Here is a 16,700-nt window from a genome sequence, read left to right on the forward strand (position 1 = left end):
TGGGGAGCCGTTGGGGACGGCTCCCGTAGATGCGATTAGAACAACAATTTGAGTCCGAACTGCAGCTGCCGTGGAGAGTTTGCCTGGCTCGTGATCTGACCGAAGCTAGCATCAGTGACACTTGTGTTGGGGGCACCGAATTGAACATGGTTGAAGACATTGAACGCTTCGGCACGGAACTGCAGCTTGAGCCGCTCCGCAGAGCCAAACTCCTTGAAGGCCGAAAGGTCTGTGCTATCGAGGCCCGGGGAGCGCAGATTACTGTAGTACGCGGGTCCATTGCCAAGGGTAAAAGGCGCCGGTTGGCTGAAGTCCGACGTATTGAAGTATCGATTAAGCCGATTGTGAATATCTCCAGAGAGGGATGCGTTCTGGAAGTTCGTATTTGCGTACAAGGTCTGATAGTTGAAGTTGGATAGAGTATTGCTCGCACTAATCTGCAGCGGAGTGCCGCCCTGGATGGTCGTGATGCCGTTGACCTGCCAACCGCCAAGCGCGACGTCCTCAAGCCGCGACATGTGACCGCCGACAAGCCGGCCTCGCCCAATTGGCAGTTCGTAGATATAGCTCACGACAAGGCGTTGGCTGACGTCCTGTGAGCTGACCGCGTAGTCACCCATCGGATTGAAGCTGTCCTGATGGGTCGTACCATTGTCGAAGTTCTTCGACCAGACGTACGATCCCTGCAGTTGGAATCCAGACGAGAAGCGCTTGTTGAGGCGGAGTTGCAGTCCGTCATATTGATTATTGCCACCGGCAAGAAAAAGCGGAAGCACGCTGGTGAATTGTGAATATCGCTCGAGCAGCTGCCCGCGCGAGGTGGTCGCGGCTGCCAGCGCGCCGGTACTAATAGAGCCGAAGTATGGATTCGCCACACTACTGTTCAGAGCGGATCCCAGGGCCAGATCCCCCTTCGGTAGCTGGTTGAAGTCGATACCGCCTTCTCTGCTCTGCTGCTGCTTACGTCCGCGGTTTCCAACGTACGCGATATCGAAGGTCAGCCCATGAGGCAGGGTCTGCTCCACGTCGAGGTTGTACTGGATGACATACGGCGTGGGTGTATTTTGCAGTACACCTTCGATCTGGCCGCCAACGCCCGTCGTCAGGCCATCTGAAGCTCCCGGAGGTGCCTGAAACCCTTGAGGAAAGGGGTTGTCTAAAGTGTTAAAGGGCGTAATTCCGTCAAGCGAGCTAACCCAGGTATTCTGCACACGAAAGCCATACGGGCCGACGGTACCGGCTGCAGCCTGTGCCGATGGTCCGTAAACGATTGCCCCGCCTCCATGAACTGCCGTTGTCGAAGTGGCAGCGTACGCAAAGCCCACGCGCGGAGCGAAGTTGTTGGCATCCATATGGTATTGATGCCGGCTCTTGCCATCGACCCCGACAAAGACAAGGCCACCCTGTAACCCCGAGACTACAGACGACAGTGGCGATGAGACTGTGGGATCGAAGTAGTTCATGCGATTGAAGCGCTCGGTGCGTGGCGTATCCAGGTCATACCGGATGCCTAGGTTCAGTGTTAGCTTCCGGTTCACATGCCAATCGTCCTGCAGATATTCCGCGAAATAGTAGCTCTGTGATGCATCGTCCTTGAAGTTTTGAGTGAGGTCGCCCGTGCCGGTGCCGAGCAGCATAGTCGCCAGCCCATTGCCAGTGTTCGCGCTGGCGGCGTTTGGATTGGGCCCCTGTGTAAAGTTGGTCCCGAAGGTGAAGTTTCCTGAGCTGTCGTTGCTCTCATGATCGTTTACCCGGATTAGGCGTCCATCGAAACCTGCTTTGAAGGTATGCGGCCCATGTACCCAGGTAAGAGAGGAGAGCAGGCTATAGGTCATGAAGGCGTTATGGCGGTTGCCAGCGTCGCCGAGATGCGTGTAGCCGCTTGGCGAAAAGACCGGGAAGAGAGCAGTGCCGCCCGCCTGATCGAGACTGCCCGGCAGGCCAAGACTCGACGCCTGAAAGCCAAGGCTTTTATTGAGGAAGTTGAATAGGGTTCGTGAAAAGCCCAGACGCACATCGAAGATCATTCGGGAACTGGGGGTGGTCGTATAACCTACCGTCAGATCGCGAGCAAAGTCCTGATTGTCGATGAGGTCTTCGGCAACCGCTTGCGCAGCCGGAAAGAGCGGATTGGGATTATTGTCAACGACGCGGTTCGAGTATCGGGCGAAGACCTTCTGGCGGTCGCTGATGCTGTGGTCTATACGAACATCCCAGGACGTGATCTGGTTGATCTGACTGCCGCTGGCAAAATAGTTGTTCGCGTTCGTGATTGGATTTCCTTGGGTGTTGGGAAGGGGAAAATAGGTGAGAGCCTTCAGCGCCACGGCGCTTAACATTCCTTTAGGAATCACGTTATTGGGGAAGGGATCGCGGATGAAGCCGGAGCCGTTCGGATTGGCTCGGGTGCTAAAGGGATTAAAGATGGTAATCAATTGACCGTTGGCGCCGAAGGTCTGCGAGAAGTCGCCATTCCGCTGCGCTTGCGTCGGAACGGTCGTGGTCACGGACTGGAAAGAGTTCTGGCGCAACAGCTCGGTGGACACCAGGAAGAAGGTCTTGTTCTTGTAGATCGGGCCGCTTAAGACTCCTCCGTATTGGTTGCGATGAAACGGCGGCAGTGGTACCCCATGCTGATTGGAAAAGTAGTCGTTGGCGTCGAGAGCATTGTTGCGAATGAACTCGAAGGCAGTTCCATGGAATTGGTTTGTACCGGATTTGAAGACGACATTGACGATACCGTCGAGGGAGCGGCCAAACTCAGCCGGATAGCTCTGCGCCAGGACACGAAATTCACCGATAGCGTCGATCGAGGGAAAGACGCCGATGCCCGCATTGCCGTTCACCGTCGGAAAGCCGGCGGGCGTTCCATCCACAAGCGTGTCGGTGTATCCCTGGCGACCACCGTTCACGGAGAAGCCAACGGCGTTATAGTCGTCCCCGACTGATCCTGCGAAACCCGGTACCAGGGCCAGCAAGGAGTAAGGATTACGGGTATTGAGGGGTAGATTGCGAAGTTGTACTCCATTGACTTCGTCGCTGACGATGGAAGAAACAGTATCCAGTCCGGAGACGTCCGCATTAACTGTCACTGATTGTTGAAGCTGTCCCACTTCAAGTGCGACATCCTGGGTAGCGTGTTGATCCAGGTCGAGCTTTATGCCGGTCTGCTCATAGGACTGAAAGCCTTTTGCCTGAATGTTCAATCTGTAAGTTCCAGGCTGGAGATTAAGAATTGAATACTCCCCATTTTCATTGGAGAGCCCGGTAGTCCGGGCATTCGTTCCAGTATTTGTAGCTGCCACCACGGCCCCCTTGACGGTGCCGCCTCCGGAATCCCGGACCACGCCAAGAAGAGTTGCTCCAGTGCTCTGGCTGAGCCCGCTTTGACATAGAGCGAGCGAAATGAGTATGCACGCAAATTGAATCCACTTGAGTCTTGTATGTTTCATCGGGATGTTGCCCTCCATAAACCGAAAGAAATCAGGATTGCCGGTGATGTGTTTGAAAGATTCGAATAGAACGCGGCCGCTCTCCAAGCAGGGGCCGACTGATGCGACATTGGCTTAGTGTGGTCAACGGCGATCGAATGATGACAAGCTATGGCTACCGTGACTGTAGGGCCCTGTTGAAGAATTCACTCCGGTGTTTCACAGTGAAAGCCGGATTTCGGCGCCAAGTGGCATTGAATAAATGATTTACAGAGGGTTCACAATAGTTGGTTGCAACTGTTGCAAGACCCTGGTTTACATACCGTTCACGCAACTGGCTTCTACTGGGAGAACAAGCGTGTCTATATCAGCCACAAGTATCGAGAGTGAGCCTAAGTCCCATTCGCAGGACGCTCGTTGGTTGCTTGCGCGACGCGTCGCAAAGTCCTCAACCTTTGCACGGTCGGAGCAACTGCCCAAGCTTCTGCTGTATGTCTGCAAGATGGCGATCTCGAACCGAGCCGACGCGATCAACGAACAGCGGATCGGGATAGAAGTTTATGGAAGATCGCCAAACTACGATCCGGCTGTGGATGGGATCGTACGATCCCATGCGACGCGACTACGCCAAAAGCTCGAGTCTTACTTCAGCACCGAGGGCGCTCATGAAGCGATGCGGATCGAGATACCCAGAGGCGGCTACGTTCCCCGGTTTTACACTCTGGAGAGCGAAGCGCCCCGGGCAGCAGAAGCCTGCGCCGAGGAGGACGCCCTAGAGGAAAGGCCATCTGGCTTCGCAGCCTCCGACCCTCTTGAGCCTATTCTGTTGCCAGAAGCGTTGCCCCAAAACAAGATATTTGGTCGTCAATGGATCAGACCTTTTCTTGCTGGCCTTGCCATTTCTGCTGCCCTCATCGCAGGCGTGCTTCACCTTCGCCATGACTCAGCGCTGGCGGCGGGACGTTCTGAGATAACGCAAACTGAAATCGAATACAGGTTTTGGAGTAAGCTGTTTCCAATTAACGGACGAACGCTAATCGTTTCCGGTGATAGCGGACTAGTACTCTATGAAACGGTGACTGGCCAAGTGGTCACTCTCTCCGACTACATCGATGGCGTGTATCGCGATCCTAATCGAGCAAAGACTATCGCTTCTGAGGTACCTCAGGAGCTAACTTTTGATCTGGCTTCACGGCGCTATAGCAGCTTCGTTGACCTTACCTTGTCATCGCAACTATCTCATCTGCCAGAATGGAATGCGGAACGCACAACCACCATCTTTGCTCGTGATCTCAGACCGGCAGATGCCGGCAATTCAAACCTCATTCTCATCGGGTCTCGACAGGCGAACCCATGGGTTTCACTCATTGAGCCATCGATGAACTTCGTTCTGGCCCCTGACGGTAAGAGGGGGTTCTATTTCGCTAATCGTCATCCCCATGATGGCGAACTAAAAGAATATATTCCCAAGCCTGAGCCAGGGACTCTTGGAGCTTCTGTTGTATATGGAGATGTGGCCTACCTTCCTAATCCAGGCGGGCAGGGTATGGTGTTGTCCTTGGGTGGACTATGGATAACGGGAACACAATCGGCTGGCAACTTTGTTCTGAATGGAGCCCTGTTTTCAAAATGGTTGAAATCCATTGCCGGTTCCGACGGGTCAATTCCTCCATTTGAATTGTTGATCGGGACTAAGAACCTCCAGGGAAATGCGACCGATTCGTCAATCATCGCGAAAAGAGTTTGGGGCAAATGATTTCGGACCGCGGGTCTTTCTTCACCTCGCTTACGGTTCGATGATCTCGACTTCCTTCTAATGAGCAGTGGCACGCTGCACTTCCGCCATCGGGTTACGTTCAATCAATCGCCACCGCACAGCCTTGTCCAATGCCTGGGCGACCAAGGCAGCTACCGCGTTGACCGCCTTAGGAGATAGCACCGCCTGCCGTCTCGATATTGCTCTGTCTTAATGCCGCCCTGCCTAAGCAGCCTGCCGAAGTCTTGCTCAAACCCCATTGAAGCGAGTTTTTGGATGGGTACGTCGCCAAACGATGCGCAAGGATTCAAGACCAAGGGCGAGGCTGATGCTGTGGGACGACGCGACCGCAGACATCATTGCTAGGACGCTGAAACAACCTCAAAAACAAAGCTTCCGCCAAGCGGATGTTAGCTTTGATTATCCCAAACGGCCTCTTCTAGTGGTAAAGGCTGATAATAAAAGAGTTTAAATGGTCGGGGCGAGAGGATTCGAACCTCCGACCCCCTGGTCCCGAACCAGGTGCGCTACCAGACTGCGCTACGCCCCGAACTTGTTGCGATCCGTATTGCTCAGGTGCCTGGGTGGCCTGCTGGTCCGCTTACCGACTGATTCAGTTTAGCAGAGATTGGCTGTGGGAGTGGAAGTGGGTCGTGCACAGGCTGGGTTGGTTCTCCGTGTGTCTTGCTGGTGGTCATAGGTTCTGTGTAGGTGTTGTCGTTGGCTGAAGATCTATTCGAACAGGGTTTGTGCTCGTTGGAGTTCTTCTGCGGTGTCTACGTCCAGTTCTCCGTTTGGGAGGTTCAGGTAGGTGGCTTTTTGCAGGAGGTTTCGGGCTCCTGTGTCGCCTTGGAGAGTCGTTAACTCTTGGAAGACTTGGGCTGGGAAGTAGGCTGGTACTCCGCGGCGTCCAGCGTATTCCGATGCTATGACTTCTTGTCCGCCTTTGGCCAGGTTGCGCAGATGCTCGGATGTGACGGCTGGCTGATCGCAGGCCATGATTACGACTGCTTCTGCGCCTGCGTTCGCGGCGGCGTTCACTCCTGCGCGGATCGATGAGGCCATTCCTTCTTCGGCGGCTTCGTTCAGGACTGTGGTGCAGCCTGGGAGGGTTTCGAGTCCGAAGTTGGTGTTCTGTTCGCTGGAGACGACGATATAGACGGGATTCAGTCCGGCTTCGAGGGCTACGCGAAGCGTTCGCTCCAGGAGCGTTTCTCCGGCCAGAACGATGGTTTGTTTTGGACGGCCAAGTCTGCGGGAGGATCCGGCGGCCAGGATGATTCCGGCGACCTTCACTGCGTGGCGACCTCATCCAAGGCACATTGCTGGTGGAGGTACTGGTTGGTGCTTCCTATCGCGATCTGCTCCGCTACGTCGGTTGCGGATAGCCTGCGCGAGGCTCCTAACTTCCCCTGGATACAGGCCTGGGCTTCGGCGATTACTGCCAGGGCGATCGCCTCTGGACCGTCCCCTCCGAGGTCCAGACCGATCGGCGCATAGAGCCGTGCACAGCACTCTGTTACCGACAGTCCGATCCTGGCCGCTGCTTCACTGACTAACAGACTGCTGCGGTGGCGTGCTCCGAGCACTCCCAGATAGCGTGGCGCGATGGGCAGAAGCGTCGTTAACAGCTCCCGATCCTGTTCGAAGCTGTGGGTCATCAGGACTACGGCGTCTTCGGAGGAGATTCTTAGCTGCTCTACTAATAATTCTGGAGAGGAGCCTGTGATCCATACCACCTTCGATGCTGCAGGGAAGCGTTCTGCCCTTGCCAACTGGGCGCGGCCATCCGCGACCACAACGTTCCAGCCCAGGGATGAAGCCATGCTGACCATCGGCCTGGCGTCTTCTCCTGCTCCGAGCACTACAAGCCGCTGGGGTGGTCGAAGCTCCTCGACGAAGCGTCCCTCGTACTCGTATCCCGGTGCCAGAGTGCGTGCGCACTCGATCTTTGTCTCTTTCAGACCTTCGCTCGCGAAGACTACGTGGCCGTCGGAGGCCAGCACCAATCGTCGCAGACCTCTGCTGGAGGTGGGATCGGGGAGGAAGCTCACCATCACGCTGGACTCTCCACGGAGCGAAGCCTCCATGGCCTCTATTGCTGCTTGAAACTCCGGCGTGTCCACGGGCTCGATCAGCAGGTCGACTACTCCACCGCAGCCCAGCCCATAGGGCATGTTCGCGGTGTCGTCGAAGAGGGTTGAGTACTGCTTGATGACCGCTCCGCTGCGGACCATCCATGCGGCTTTGCGGACCAGCTCGCCCTCCAGACATCCTCCGCTGATGGTTCCGGCGTATTCTCCGTCCGTCGTTGCCAGGATGCGTGCTCCTGGCCGACGGTAGGAGGAGCCTTCGACTCGCACCAGGGTCACCAGGGCGGATAGTCTCCCCTGGCGAGCCAGATTCGTGATCTGCCGACGCTCCATCATGCTGCCCCTTCTACCCGTTGCTGCCGTGCGTCTTGTTTGATTGGCTCCATAGTACTTGGGCCGCGTCAAACACTACCAGTTCTATCTGGCTAGGTCCCCTTGATTCAGGGGGGTACCCCCCTAGGGGGTATTTGGGTGGAAGTGTAATCCTTGCAACGACATAGCGGGTGTGATTCCCGCTATCTGATTGCAAGGATTGGGCTTGCGTCCAAATACGTGATGCGCAACGACTTCGCTCCTTTCAACGGCAAAACCCCCGGCAAAATTGCCGGGGTTTTGATCTCTAGTTCTATTTTATGGAATGGAGGGAAACTAAAGTGCCACTGGTTTATTTGGTTTGGAATCAGTGAGTTGGTGTTTTTGGGGGCTTGACATGTGATTTTGCTGGGGTTTGGAAGATGGAAGGGAAGTTTTGTTCAGCTCCAACGGCCGGTTATGCTGTCTTCCCTTCGCTCGCTCCAGAGGCCAGGATGATGGCGCAAAACAAGCAACAGCAAGTGCGTGCCACAGGGAAGGTATCGGTTCCCCACCCATCGGGCGATCAGGCGCCCTCAGGATGGGGCACCCGGGCTTTGTGGGATTGGGTTGGGGGGAGAACAACGGCAAGAACAAACAACTGCAAGTGCAACCCCAGGTCTTTCGACTGCGCCCCTCGCGATGAGACTGCGAGGGGCTTCGCTCAAGATGACAAATTTGTGGGGCATCTGGATTTGTGGCGGGGAGAGCGTAGATCCCACCCTTCGCGAGAGACAAAGGCGCGAAGGATGGGGCACCCGGGCTTTGTGGGGTTGGGTTGGGGAGAACAACGGCAAGAACAAGCAACTGCAAGTGCAGCCGCAGGTCTTTCGACTGCGCCCCTCGCGATGAGACTGCGAGGGGCTTCGCTCAAGATGACAAATTTGTGGGGCATCTGGATTTGTGGCGGGGGAGAGCGTAGATCCCACCCTTCGCGAGAGACAAAGGCCCTCAGGATGGGGCACCCCGGCTTTGTGGGTTCTGGAAAGGAAAGCGGTCGGGCTTTGCCCGATACCCCACCCTATTTGCGATGAGACTGCAAAAAGGATGGGGCACCCGCTTTTGTGGCAGGGTGAGATGAATGGGGTATGTCAGGGTTTGAGTTGGTGGAGGAATTCTTCGAGCAGGTTGGCGGCTACGGCGGCGCGGTATTTGGCGGTGGAGCGGATGTCGTCGATGGGTTGGGTTTCGGAGGTGAGGGCTGCGCGGGCTGCTGCGATCGTTTCTCGGGTGATGGGTTGGTTTTGGAGAACTCGCTCGGTGGCGGTGAGGCGGATGGGGCGGTCGCGGAGGCTGGCGGCTCCGATGCGGATGTCTTGGATGAGGCCGTCTTTGAGGCGGGCCAGCGCGGCGATGGCTACTTTGGAGATGGCTTGTGCGTTGCGGGTGCCCACCTTGCGGGCGTAGTGGGCGTATTCGCGGAAGTCCCGTTTGAGGGTGATGCTGTGGAGTAATTCGTCGGGGCGGAGGATGGTTTTTTTATAGCCGAGGTGGAAGCCGGCGTAGGGGATGGTGCGGGTGGCGCGGGCGGAGACGAGGGTGAGTTCGGCCTCGTAGGCGAGCAGGGCGGGGAGCGAGTCTGCGGCGGGGGAGGCGTTGACGATGTTGCCGCCCAGGGTGCCGCGGTTCTGGTTGGCGATGGAGCCGGTCCAACTGGCGGCCTGGCTGAGGAGCGAAAAGTCGGTGGCGATCACGGGATCTTTGCGGAGGTCGGTGAAGGTGGTTCCGGAGCCGAGAGTGAGGGTCTCGGGGGTGGTGGCGATGAAGCGTAGCTCTTGAAGATGATTGATGGAGACCAGCTTGCGGGTTGCGAGGCGGCCGGCTCCCAGGGCGACCATCAGCTCGGTGCCTCCGGCGATGGGGGTGTAGGGGCCGAGATCCGAGGCGAGGATGTCGAGGACGGCTTCGAGGGTGGCCGGGGTGGTGAGTTCGTAGTGGGAGGGGTTCGAGCGCATGTCTTAGTTGTTGGTTGGTTGTTGGGTTTTGAGGATGGCTTGTTGGACTGCGTCGAAGATGCGGGTGTAGCCGGTACAGCGGCAGAGGTTCCCGGCGAGGCCTTCCTGTATTTGTAACAGTGTGGGTTGCGGATACTTTTCGAGCAGATGGTGGGTGGCGAGGATCATGCCGGGGGTGCAGATGCCGCACTGGGCTCCGCCTCTTTCGAGGAAGCACTGTTGGATGGGGTGGAGGCGGCCTTTGGTGCTGATGCCTTCGATGGTGCAGATGCGGGCTCCATTGGCTTGCAGGGCGGGGACGAGGCAGGAGTTGACCAGTTCTCCATTCATGAGGACGGAGCAGGAGCCGCACTCGCCTTCGCCGCAACCTTCTTTGGTGCCGGTGAGGTGGAGGTCTTCGCGGATGAGGTCGAGGAGGCGCTTCATCGGTGGAGCTTCGATGGTTTTGGTTTCGCCGTTGATGGTTAAGGTGATTTGGGTCATTTTGGGCTTAGCTTGGGGAGAGGAAGGTGGGGGTTGGAGGTTTACTTTCCACCGTTTGCAGAAGCGCGAAGGATGGGGTATCCGGGGGTTGTGGGGTTGGGGAAGGAAGGCGGTCGTGCTTCGCACGATACCCCACCCTATTTGCGATGAGACTGCAAAAAGGGTGGGGCACCCGCGGTTGTGGCTGGGTGTGAGTTTTCGTGACGGGGGTCATGCGGTGGTCTCGCTGAAGTAGGGGCCGGCGTTGGTGGGTTCCAGGTCTTCGCTGCCGGATTCGGGGGTGCTGGTCATGCGCTCGAAGATGTCTTCGGGGAGAAGGGGGATTTCGGTGAAGGCGATGCCGGTGGCGTCTTCGATGGCGTTGAGGATGGCGGGGGCGGGTCCGTCCATGGGGAGCTCACCGATGCCCTTGGCTCCGAAGGGGCCGTGGACGCTGGGGATCTCTTCGAAGGCGACGCGGATGGGAGGCAGGTCCGCGCTGGTGGGCATGATGTAGTTGGTCATCTGGTTGTTGGCCATGTGGCCCTTTTGCCAGACGCATTTCTCGTAGAGCGCGTAGCCGATGCCCTGGGCGACACCGCCCTCGATCTGGCCTTTGGCGAGGACGGGGTGGAGGACTTTGCCGACCTCCTGCAGGGCGTAGAAGTCGGTGCAGGTGGCGGAGTAGGTGGTGGTATCGACGGCGACCTCTGCGACGTAGACAGCCCAGGCGTAGGCGGGATAGGCTGCGCCGCGGTAGCTCTCGTCGTCCCAGAGGATGTCGCCGGGGGCTTCGTAGCGGGCGCTGGCGACGAGGGTGCCGTGTTCGGCAAGGTAGGCCAGAGCGGCAGAGCGGAACTCTGCTGGGGTGTAGGGGGTTGTGGAGGTTTCGCTAGTGGACGGCAGGTATGGGGAGAGCGTGTTGCGGAGAGATTGGGAGGCGCGTTCGACCAGCTTGCCGACGATCATAGCGGTGCGGCTGGCGACGGTGGGGCCGGAGTTGGGAACGTGGGAGGTGTCGGGCTGGGCGATGAGGACGTCTTCGTAGGGCAGGTGGAGGGTCTCGGCGGCGACCTGACAGAGGATGGTGTTGGTGCCCTGACCGAACTCGGTGGCGGAGACGAGGATCTGGGGGCGGCCTTCGGGGGTGAGCTCGATGTGGACGAGGGAGTTGAGGCGGCGTTCGCCGGAGCCGGTGAATCCTGCGCCGTGGAAGAAGGTGGCGAAGCCCATGCCGCGCTTGATGGGCGAGGAGGGGTTGGTGCGGGCGAACTCGGCGCGTTTGGCGTGGTAGCTGGATTCGTCGAGGGCGCGGGTGAGGAGGTGCTGCATGTTGACGGTGTCGGTGATGAGCTGGCCGGTGGCGGTGTGGTCGCCGATGCCGAGGAGGTTACGTCGGCGAAGCTCTTCGGGGGAGAGGCCGACGACCTTGGCGATCTTGTTCATGTGGCGTTCGGTGGCGAAGATGCTTTGTGGCGCGCCGAAGCCGCGGAAGGCTCCGTGGGGCGGCAGGTTGGTCGCCATGGCCTTAGCCCGGACGCGCAAGGCGGGCCAATGGTATGGGCCGGGGGCGTGGATGGTGCCGCGGGAGAGGACGACGGGGGTGAGGGTGGCGTAAGCACCGCCGTCGAGGGCGAAATCGATTTCGCCGGCGAGGATCTTGCCGTCTTTGCTGACGGCGGTGCGGTGGCGACTGCGGCTGGGATGGCGCTTGGTGGTGCCGGCCATGTCTTCGGCGCGGTCGTAACAGATCTTTACGGGGTGGCCGGACTTCATGGCGAGCAGAGCGGCGTGGGAGCCGATGACGGAGGGGAAGTCCTCCTTGCCGCCGAAGGCTCCGCCGGTCTCGGTCTGGATGACGCGGCATTTTTCTTCGGGGAGGTTGAAGACGAGCTCCAGGGCGTGGACGAGGTAGTAGGGGCACTGCAGGGAGCCGTGGACGGTGACGCCGTCGGTGGCGGAGTACTCGGCGATGACGCCGTTGTTCTCGATATAGAGCTGCTCCTGCGCGCCGGTGCGGTACTCGCCTTCGACGATGTAGTCGGCGGTGGCGAAGATGTGGTCGAGGTTGGAGGTGTCGCCGGACTCCATGAGGTAGGTCTTGAAGGTGTTTTTCTGGGTCGAGTGCTGGTGGTCGGCTGGGGCGGGGGACCAGATGGCGGGGGCGTTGGGGGCCTCGGACTCTTCGATGGTGAAGACGCCGGGAAGCTCCTTGTAGGTGATGTGAACTCCGGCGACGGCGGCGGGGAGGACGGCGCGGTCGGGGTGTGCGAGGAGGAGGATGGGCTCGTCGGGGTGGTTGACGCGGTCGGAGGCGAGGCAGCGGTGATCGTGGGTAAGGTGAACGATGGTGTTCTGGCCGGGGATGTCGGCGGCGGTGACGATGACGAACTCATCCCAGGGGATGGCGGGATCGAAGGTGATGGAGACGATGCGGCCGCGGGCGATGGAGCTGCGGACGGTGGCTCCGAACCACATGCCGGGGAAGGAGAGGTCGTCGACGTACTTTGCCTGGCCGAGGACCTTGGCGGCGCCTTCCTTACGGATGGGAGAGAAGCCTACGGTCTGGAGGAGATCAGGCATCGGGTAAGGGTTTCGGATATCGGGTAAGGATAGAACGAATCAGGGGTGGCGTCGATTCGGGGTAGGCTGAAGGCTGACGGGGTTGGTGTGAGTACGTTAGACTTGGCAGCAACTTGTCGCTGTTGCTATGTGACTTATTGGACGACTGCGCTGGGCGCAGCAGGGAGACGGAGTGGTAGAGAAGATTGATGCCCATCATCATCTGTGGCGGTATAACGCTGAGGAGTATGGATGGCTGGATGAGGATATGAAGGCGATTCGGCGGGATTTTCTGCCGAAGGATCTGATGGCGGAGCTTGCGGGCGCCGGGATTGACGGGACGGTGGCGGTGCAGGCTCGGCAGACGCTGGATGAGACGCGCTGGCTGCTGGATCTGGCAGAGGAGAACGAGGCGATACGCGGTGTTGTGGGGTGGGCTCCGATTGCGGGCGAGGACTTTCCGGGGGTGATGGAGGAGTTCGAGGACCGGCCCAAGCTGAAGGGGCTGCGGCATTTGATCCAGTCGGAGGAGGACGAGAACTACATTCTAAGAGCGGACTTCAATGCTGGGATGTATGCGATGCGCGGCAGCGGACTGGTGTACGACATTCTGGTCTATGAGCGGCAGCTTCTGCAGACGATCGAGTTCGTCGATGAGTATCCGGAGCAGGTGTTTGTGCTGGATCACATTGCGAAGCCGAAGATTGGGGCGGGGATTCTGGAGCCCTGGGCGGAGAATATGCGGGAGCTTGGGTTGCGTCAGAATGTCTGGTGCAAGGTGAGTGGGTTGGTTACGGAGGCTGACTGGAAGAACTGGACCCCGGAGACGCTTAAGCCTTATCTGGATGTCGCGGTGGATGCGTTTGGGGCGGAGCGGCTGATAGTGGGTTCGGATTGGCCGGTGTGTCTGGTGGCGAGTGGGTACACGCAGTGGTTCGATCTGCTGCGGAGTTACTTTGCCGGATTTACGGAGAACGAGCGCGATGCGGTCTTTGGTGGGACCGCAATCAATGTGTATCAACTTTAGGGATTCGCGTTGCGTCCATAGGAGAATAGAAGAGAACGGCGGGAGAGTGGATGAAGGCGTTTCGGATGGAAGCGGCGGGCGTGGCTGGAGTGGCCGACGTAGCCGAGGTCGAAGGGAAGAAGGGTGAGGTGCTGCTGCAGGTCAAGATGGTGGGGATGTGCGGCACAGACCTCAATACTTTTCGCGGACGCAATGCGATGGTGACGTTTCCCCGGGTGCTGGGGCATGAGGTTGCGGCGCTGGTGGTGGAGGGTGGCGGAGATCTCGCGGCGGGGACGGCGGTTACTGTGTCTCCTTATACGAGCTGTGGGATTTGTCCCTCGTGCAGGAGAGGGCGGGTGAACGCTTGCCAGCATAACCAGACGATGGGAGTGCAGCGCGATGGAGCGATGATCGAGTTCATCAGCGTGCCGCGCGAGAAGCTGTATGTTGCGAATCTTTCGTTGAAGGAATTGTGTCTTGTTGAGCCGCTGACGGTGGGCTTTCATGCGGTGGCACGGGGACGGGTTCAGGCGGAGGACTCGGTGGCGGTCTTCGGCTGTGGAGCAATTGGGTTGGGCGCGATTGCGGGTGCTGCGTTTCGCGATGCGGAGACGATTGCGATCGATATGGACGATGCGAAGCTGGAGATTGCGCGCAAGGCCGGGGCGAAGCACCGCATCAACACGGCGCGGGAGAATCTGCATGCTCGTTTGGCCGATATCACCGGAGGGCAGGGGCCGGATGTGACGATCGAGGCGATCGGGCTGCCGGTTACGTTTCGAGCGGCGGTGGAGGAGGTCGCATTTACCGGGCGCGTGGTGTACATCGGGTATGCCAAGGAGCCGGTGTCGTATGAGACGCGACTATTCGTGCAGAAGGAGCTGGATATTCTGGGCAGCAGGAATGCTTTGCCGGATGACTTTCGCCAGGTGATTCATATGCTGGAGGCGCGGCGTTTTCCTGTGGACGACACGGTGAGCGCGATTGTTTCGATGGAGGATGCTGCCCGCATGCTGGGAGAGTGGAGCGCTCGGCCTGCGGACTTTACCAAGATCCTGGTGCAGGTGAGTTAGGGATGTCGTAACGATTGGAGTAACGAATGCAGGTGTCAACGTCGACCAATGCAACGAACAAAGATGCGGGTGTGGGGCAGTCAGTCTTTCCTGTTGGGCAGATGACGTTATTTGTACTGGTCACTGTGCTCTTCTTTCTGTGGGGGATGTCGAACAACCTGACGGATATTTTGGTGCAGCAGTTTAGGAAGTCTTTCGAGCTCTCGCAGTTCGGGGCGCAGTTGGTACAGACGGCGAACTTTCTTGGCTACTTCTGCATGGCGATTCCGGCGGCGCTGGTGATGCGGCGGTGGGGGTACAAGGCGGGGATGGTGTTGGGGCTGGTGCTGTTCGGCGGCGGGATGGTGCTGTTCTGGCCGGCGGCGGTGAGCGGGCAGTATGTGCCATTCCTGATTGCGTTGTTCGCGGTGGGTTGCGGAGCGTCGGTGCTGGAGACGGCGGCGAATCCGTTTATGGCCCAGTTTGGGCCTGCGGCCACGTCGGAGCGGAGGCTCAACTTCGCGCAGTCGTTCAATCCGCCGGGGACTGTGCTGGGTGTGATTATCGGGGCGCAGTTTATCTTTTCGGGAGTGGAGCTGCGCGAGCCGGAGGTTGCGGCGATGCGGCAGGCTGGGACGTATGCGGCTTATCTGCACACGGAGTTGATGCGGGTGGTGCCGACCTATCTGGCGCTGGGTTCTGTGGTGCTGCTGTTTGCGCTGGTGCTTTCGCGGATGAAGTTTCCTTCGCTGCGGGGCGAGCATGAAGATCATTCGGTTGCGGAGGACCAGGGGAGCTTCAAGCAGTTGCTGCGCTTTCAGCATCTCTGGTTTGCGGTGCTGGCGAACTTCTGCAATGTGGGCGCGCAGGTCTCGACCTGGAGCAGCTTGATTCCTTATATGAAGCAGTACACGAATGTGAGTGAGAGGACTGCTGCTGGGTATCTGACGGCGACTTTGATCGCTATGTTGGTGGGGCGGTTTGTGACGACGCCGCTGATGAAGTACATTCCGGCGAGCAAGATCCTGGGAGCTTATGGAGCGGCGAACGTTCTGCTGATCGCGCTGGCGATTACGCGGCCGGGGATGCTGGGCGCTTATGCGATTGTGGCGAGCAGCTTCTTTCTGTCGATCATGTTTCCTACGATCTTCGCGCTGGGCTTGAAGGGGTTGGGGGCGAGTACGAAGCTGGCTGGATCATTCCTGGTGATGGCGATTGTGGGTGGGGCTGTGTTTCCGCCGATTCTGGGTTGGATTGCTAAGCGGAGCGGGAGTCTGGCGGACGGGTATATTGTGCCGGCGGTGGGGTTTGCTGGGGTTTCGCTTTATGGGTTTTTGGCGGGGCGGGTGCGGCCTCGTGAGGTTGCTGTCGTGGCTAAGGTTCTTTGATGTTGGTTGGGGAAGGTTGTGGTTCCTCAATCGTCGGGTGATTAGGAGGATAGGCCCCCGAAGTGTTTCGGTGGTGAGGAACAACGGTGCGGCTGGGGATTGTTTACCTCCCACCCTTCGCAAGAGACAGAGGCGCGAAGGATGGGGCACCCGGGCTGTTGTGCTTGAGTTGAGGAGAGTAGAGGCGTGGAACAAGCAACTGCAAGTGCAACCACAGGTCCTTCGACTGCGCCTCTCGCGATGAGACTGCGAGAGGCTTCGCTCAGGATGACAAATTTTTGATATTCGGAGAGATGTTTTTTGTTTGTCTAGCGGCCTTGGGAGGCTAGCTTTTGGTGGATCAGGTCGGCGAAGTGGCCTACTTGTTGCAGGGATTCCAGCTCGGCGGTTTGGAACTTGATGTTGAAGCCGGCTTCTACGGCTACGATCAGGTTGATGTGGTTGAAGGAGTCCCACTCCTGTACGTCCGCCGCAGTGAGGCTGGGCGTCAGGACGAGGGTGTCGTCATCGAAGACGTCGCGGAAGATTTCGGTGAGTTGAGCGTAGATTTCCTGCTGCTGCATGTGCTTTGAGACTTCCTTTAGGTGCTTCGGGTCTCGCCGACACTCAAGGGATCGGACTGGATTTTGCCGACCCCTGCG

The 16,700-nt window shown here is 58.6% G+C and carries 11 protein-coding genes and 1 tRNA gene; 4 read left to right on the forward strand and 8 right to left on the reverse strand.

Annotated features, from left to right (window positions below):
- Positions 1-35: 35 nt before the first annotated feature.
- Entirely contained in the window at positions 36-3,347 is a 3,312-nt protein-coding gene (locus HB393_RS17395) for a TonB-dependent receptor (protein WP_345945274.1), read from the reverse strand.
- A 586-nt stretch (positions 3,348-3,933) separates the two neighbouring features.
- Here HB393_RS17395 and HB393_RS17400 point away from each other — a divergent pair.
- Positions 3,934-5,187: a hypothetical protein gene (locus tag HB393_RS17400; protein ID WP_213806459.1), complete on the forward strand. Its 1,254-nt coding sequence runs from the start codon at positions 3,934-3,936 to the stop codon at positions 5,185-5,187.
- 473 nt (positions 5,188-5,660) lie between these two features.
- Here HB393_RS17400 and HB393_RS17405 read toward each other — a convergent pair.
- From HB393_RS17405 to HB393_RS17430, 6 genes are all read right to left on the reverse strand, one after another.
- Positions 5,661-5,737 (reverse strand) — tRNA-Pro (locus tag HB393_RS17405).
- 182 nt (positions 5,738-5,919) lie between these two features.
- Positions 5,920-6,483, reverse strand: a complete 564-nt coding sequence (locus HB393_RS17410) for a nucleotidyltransferase family protein (protein ID WP_213806460.1) — start codon at positions 6,481-6,483, stop codon at positions 5,920-5,922.
- Positions 6,480-7,616 carry an XdhC/CoxI family protein gene (locus tag HB393_RS17415; protein ID WP_213806461.1) on the reverse strand — a complete coding sequence of 379 codons (1,137 nt, stop codon included), beginning with the start codon at positions 7,614-7,616 and terminating at the stop codon, positions 6,480-6,482. Before HB393_RS17415 ends, HB393_RS17410 begins: the two co-directional genes overlap by 4 nt.
- A 1,106-nt stretch (positions 7,617-8,722) precedes the next feature.
- Positions 8,723-9,586, reverse strand: a complete 864-nt coding sequence (locus HB393_RS17420; protein WP_213806462.1) for an FAD binding domain-containing protein — start codon at positions 9,584-9,586, stop codon at positions 8,723-8,725.
- A 3-nt stretch (positions 9,587-9,589) separates the two neighbouring features.
- Positions 9,590-10,069, reverse strand: a complete 480-nt coding sequence (locus HB393_RS17425) for a (2Fe-2S)-binding protein (RefSeq protein ID WP_213806463.1) — start codon at positions 10,067-10,069, stop codon at positions 9,590-9,592.
- Positions 10,070-10,279: 210 nt separating this feature from the next.
- Positions 10,280-12,631 carry a xanthine dehydrogenase family protein molybdopterin-binding subunit gene (locus tag HB393_RS17430; RefSeq protein ID WP_213806464.1) on the reverse strand — a complete coding sequence of 784 codons (2,352 nt, stop codon included), beginning with the start codon at positions 12,629-12,631 and terminating at the stop codon, positions 10,280-10,282.
- Positions 12,632-12,803: 172 nt separating this feature from the next.
- Between HB393_RS17430 and HB393_RS17435 the strand changes: the two genes are divergently transcribed.
- Genes HB393_RS17435 through fucP form a run of 3 tightly spaced genes read left to right on the forward strand, consistent with a single transcriptional unit; the run spans position 12,804 to position 16,059 of the window.
- Positions 12,804-13,637, forward strand: a complete 834-nt coding sequence (locus tag HB393_RS17435; protein ID WP_213806465.1) for an amidohydrolase family protein — start codon at positions 12,804-12,806, stop codon at positions 13,635-13,637.
- A gap of 50 nt (positions 13,638-13,687) precedes the next feature.
- Complete coding sequence (locus tag HB393_RS17440; protein ID WP_213806466.1) at positions 13,688-14,692, forward strand: zinc-binding alcohol dehydrogenase family protein; 1,005 nt, start codon at positions 13,688-13,690, stop codon at positions 14,690-14,692.
- Between the two features lie 26 nt (positions 14,693-14,718).
- Positions 14,719-16,059 carry an L-fucose:H+ symporter permease gene (fucP, locus tag HB393_RS17445; protein WP_255551268.1) on the forward strand — a complete coding sequence of 447 codons (1,341 nt, stop codon included), beginning with the start codon at positions 14,719-14,721 and terminating at the stop codon, positions 16,057-16,059.
- A gap of 308 nt (positions 16,060-16,367) precedes the next feature.
- On the opposite strand, the gene HB393_RS17450 is transcribed toward fucP, so the two are convergent.
- A complete protein-coding gene (locus HB393_RS17450; RefSeq protein WP_213806467.1) occupies positions 16,368-16,622 on the reverse strand; it encodes an acyl carrier protein in 255 nt (84 codons plus the stop codon).
- Between the last annotated feature and the right edge of the window lie 78 nt (positions 16,623-16,700).

The organism is Granulicella sp. dw_53, assembly GCF_018449545.1.
GTDB lineage: Bacteria > Acidobacteriota > Terriglobia > Terriglobales > Acidobacteriaceae > Edaphobacter.

Bases quoted from the DNA above. Each gene is read 5' to 3' on its own strand.
- HB393_RS17430 (WP_213806464.1), bottom strand. From the start codon at position 12,631: ATGCCTGATCTCCTCCAGACCGTAGGCTTCTCTCCCATCCGTAAGGAA.
- HB393_RS17440 (WP_213806466.1), top strand. From the start codon at position 13,688: ATGAAGGCGTTTCGGATGGAAGCGGCGGGCGTGGCTGGAGTGGCCGAC.
- HB393_RS17450 (WP_213806467.1), bottom strand. From the start codon at position 16,622: ATGCAGCAGCAGGAAATCTACGCTCAACTCACCGAAATCTTCCGCGAC.
- fucP (WP_255551268.1), top strand. From the start codon at position 14,719: ATGCAGGTGTCAACGTCGACCAATGCAACGAACAAAGATGCGGGTGTG.
- HB393_RS17425 (WP_213806463.1), bottom strand. From the start codon at position 10,069: ATGACCCAAATCACCTTAACCATCAACGGCGAAACCAAAACCATCGAA.
- HB393_RS17415 (WP_213806461.1), bottom strand. From the start codon at position 7,616: ATGATGGAGCGTCGGCAGATCACGAATCTGGCTCGCCAGGGGAGACTA.
- HB393_RS17420 (WP_213806462.1), bottom strand. From the start codon at position 9,586: ATGCGCTCGAACCCCTCCCACTACGAACTCACCACCCCGGCCACCCTC.
- HB393_RS17400 (WP_213806459.1), top strand. From the start codon at position 3,934: ATGGCGATCTCGAACCGAGCCGACGCGATCAACGAACAGCGGATCGGG.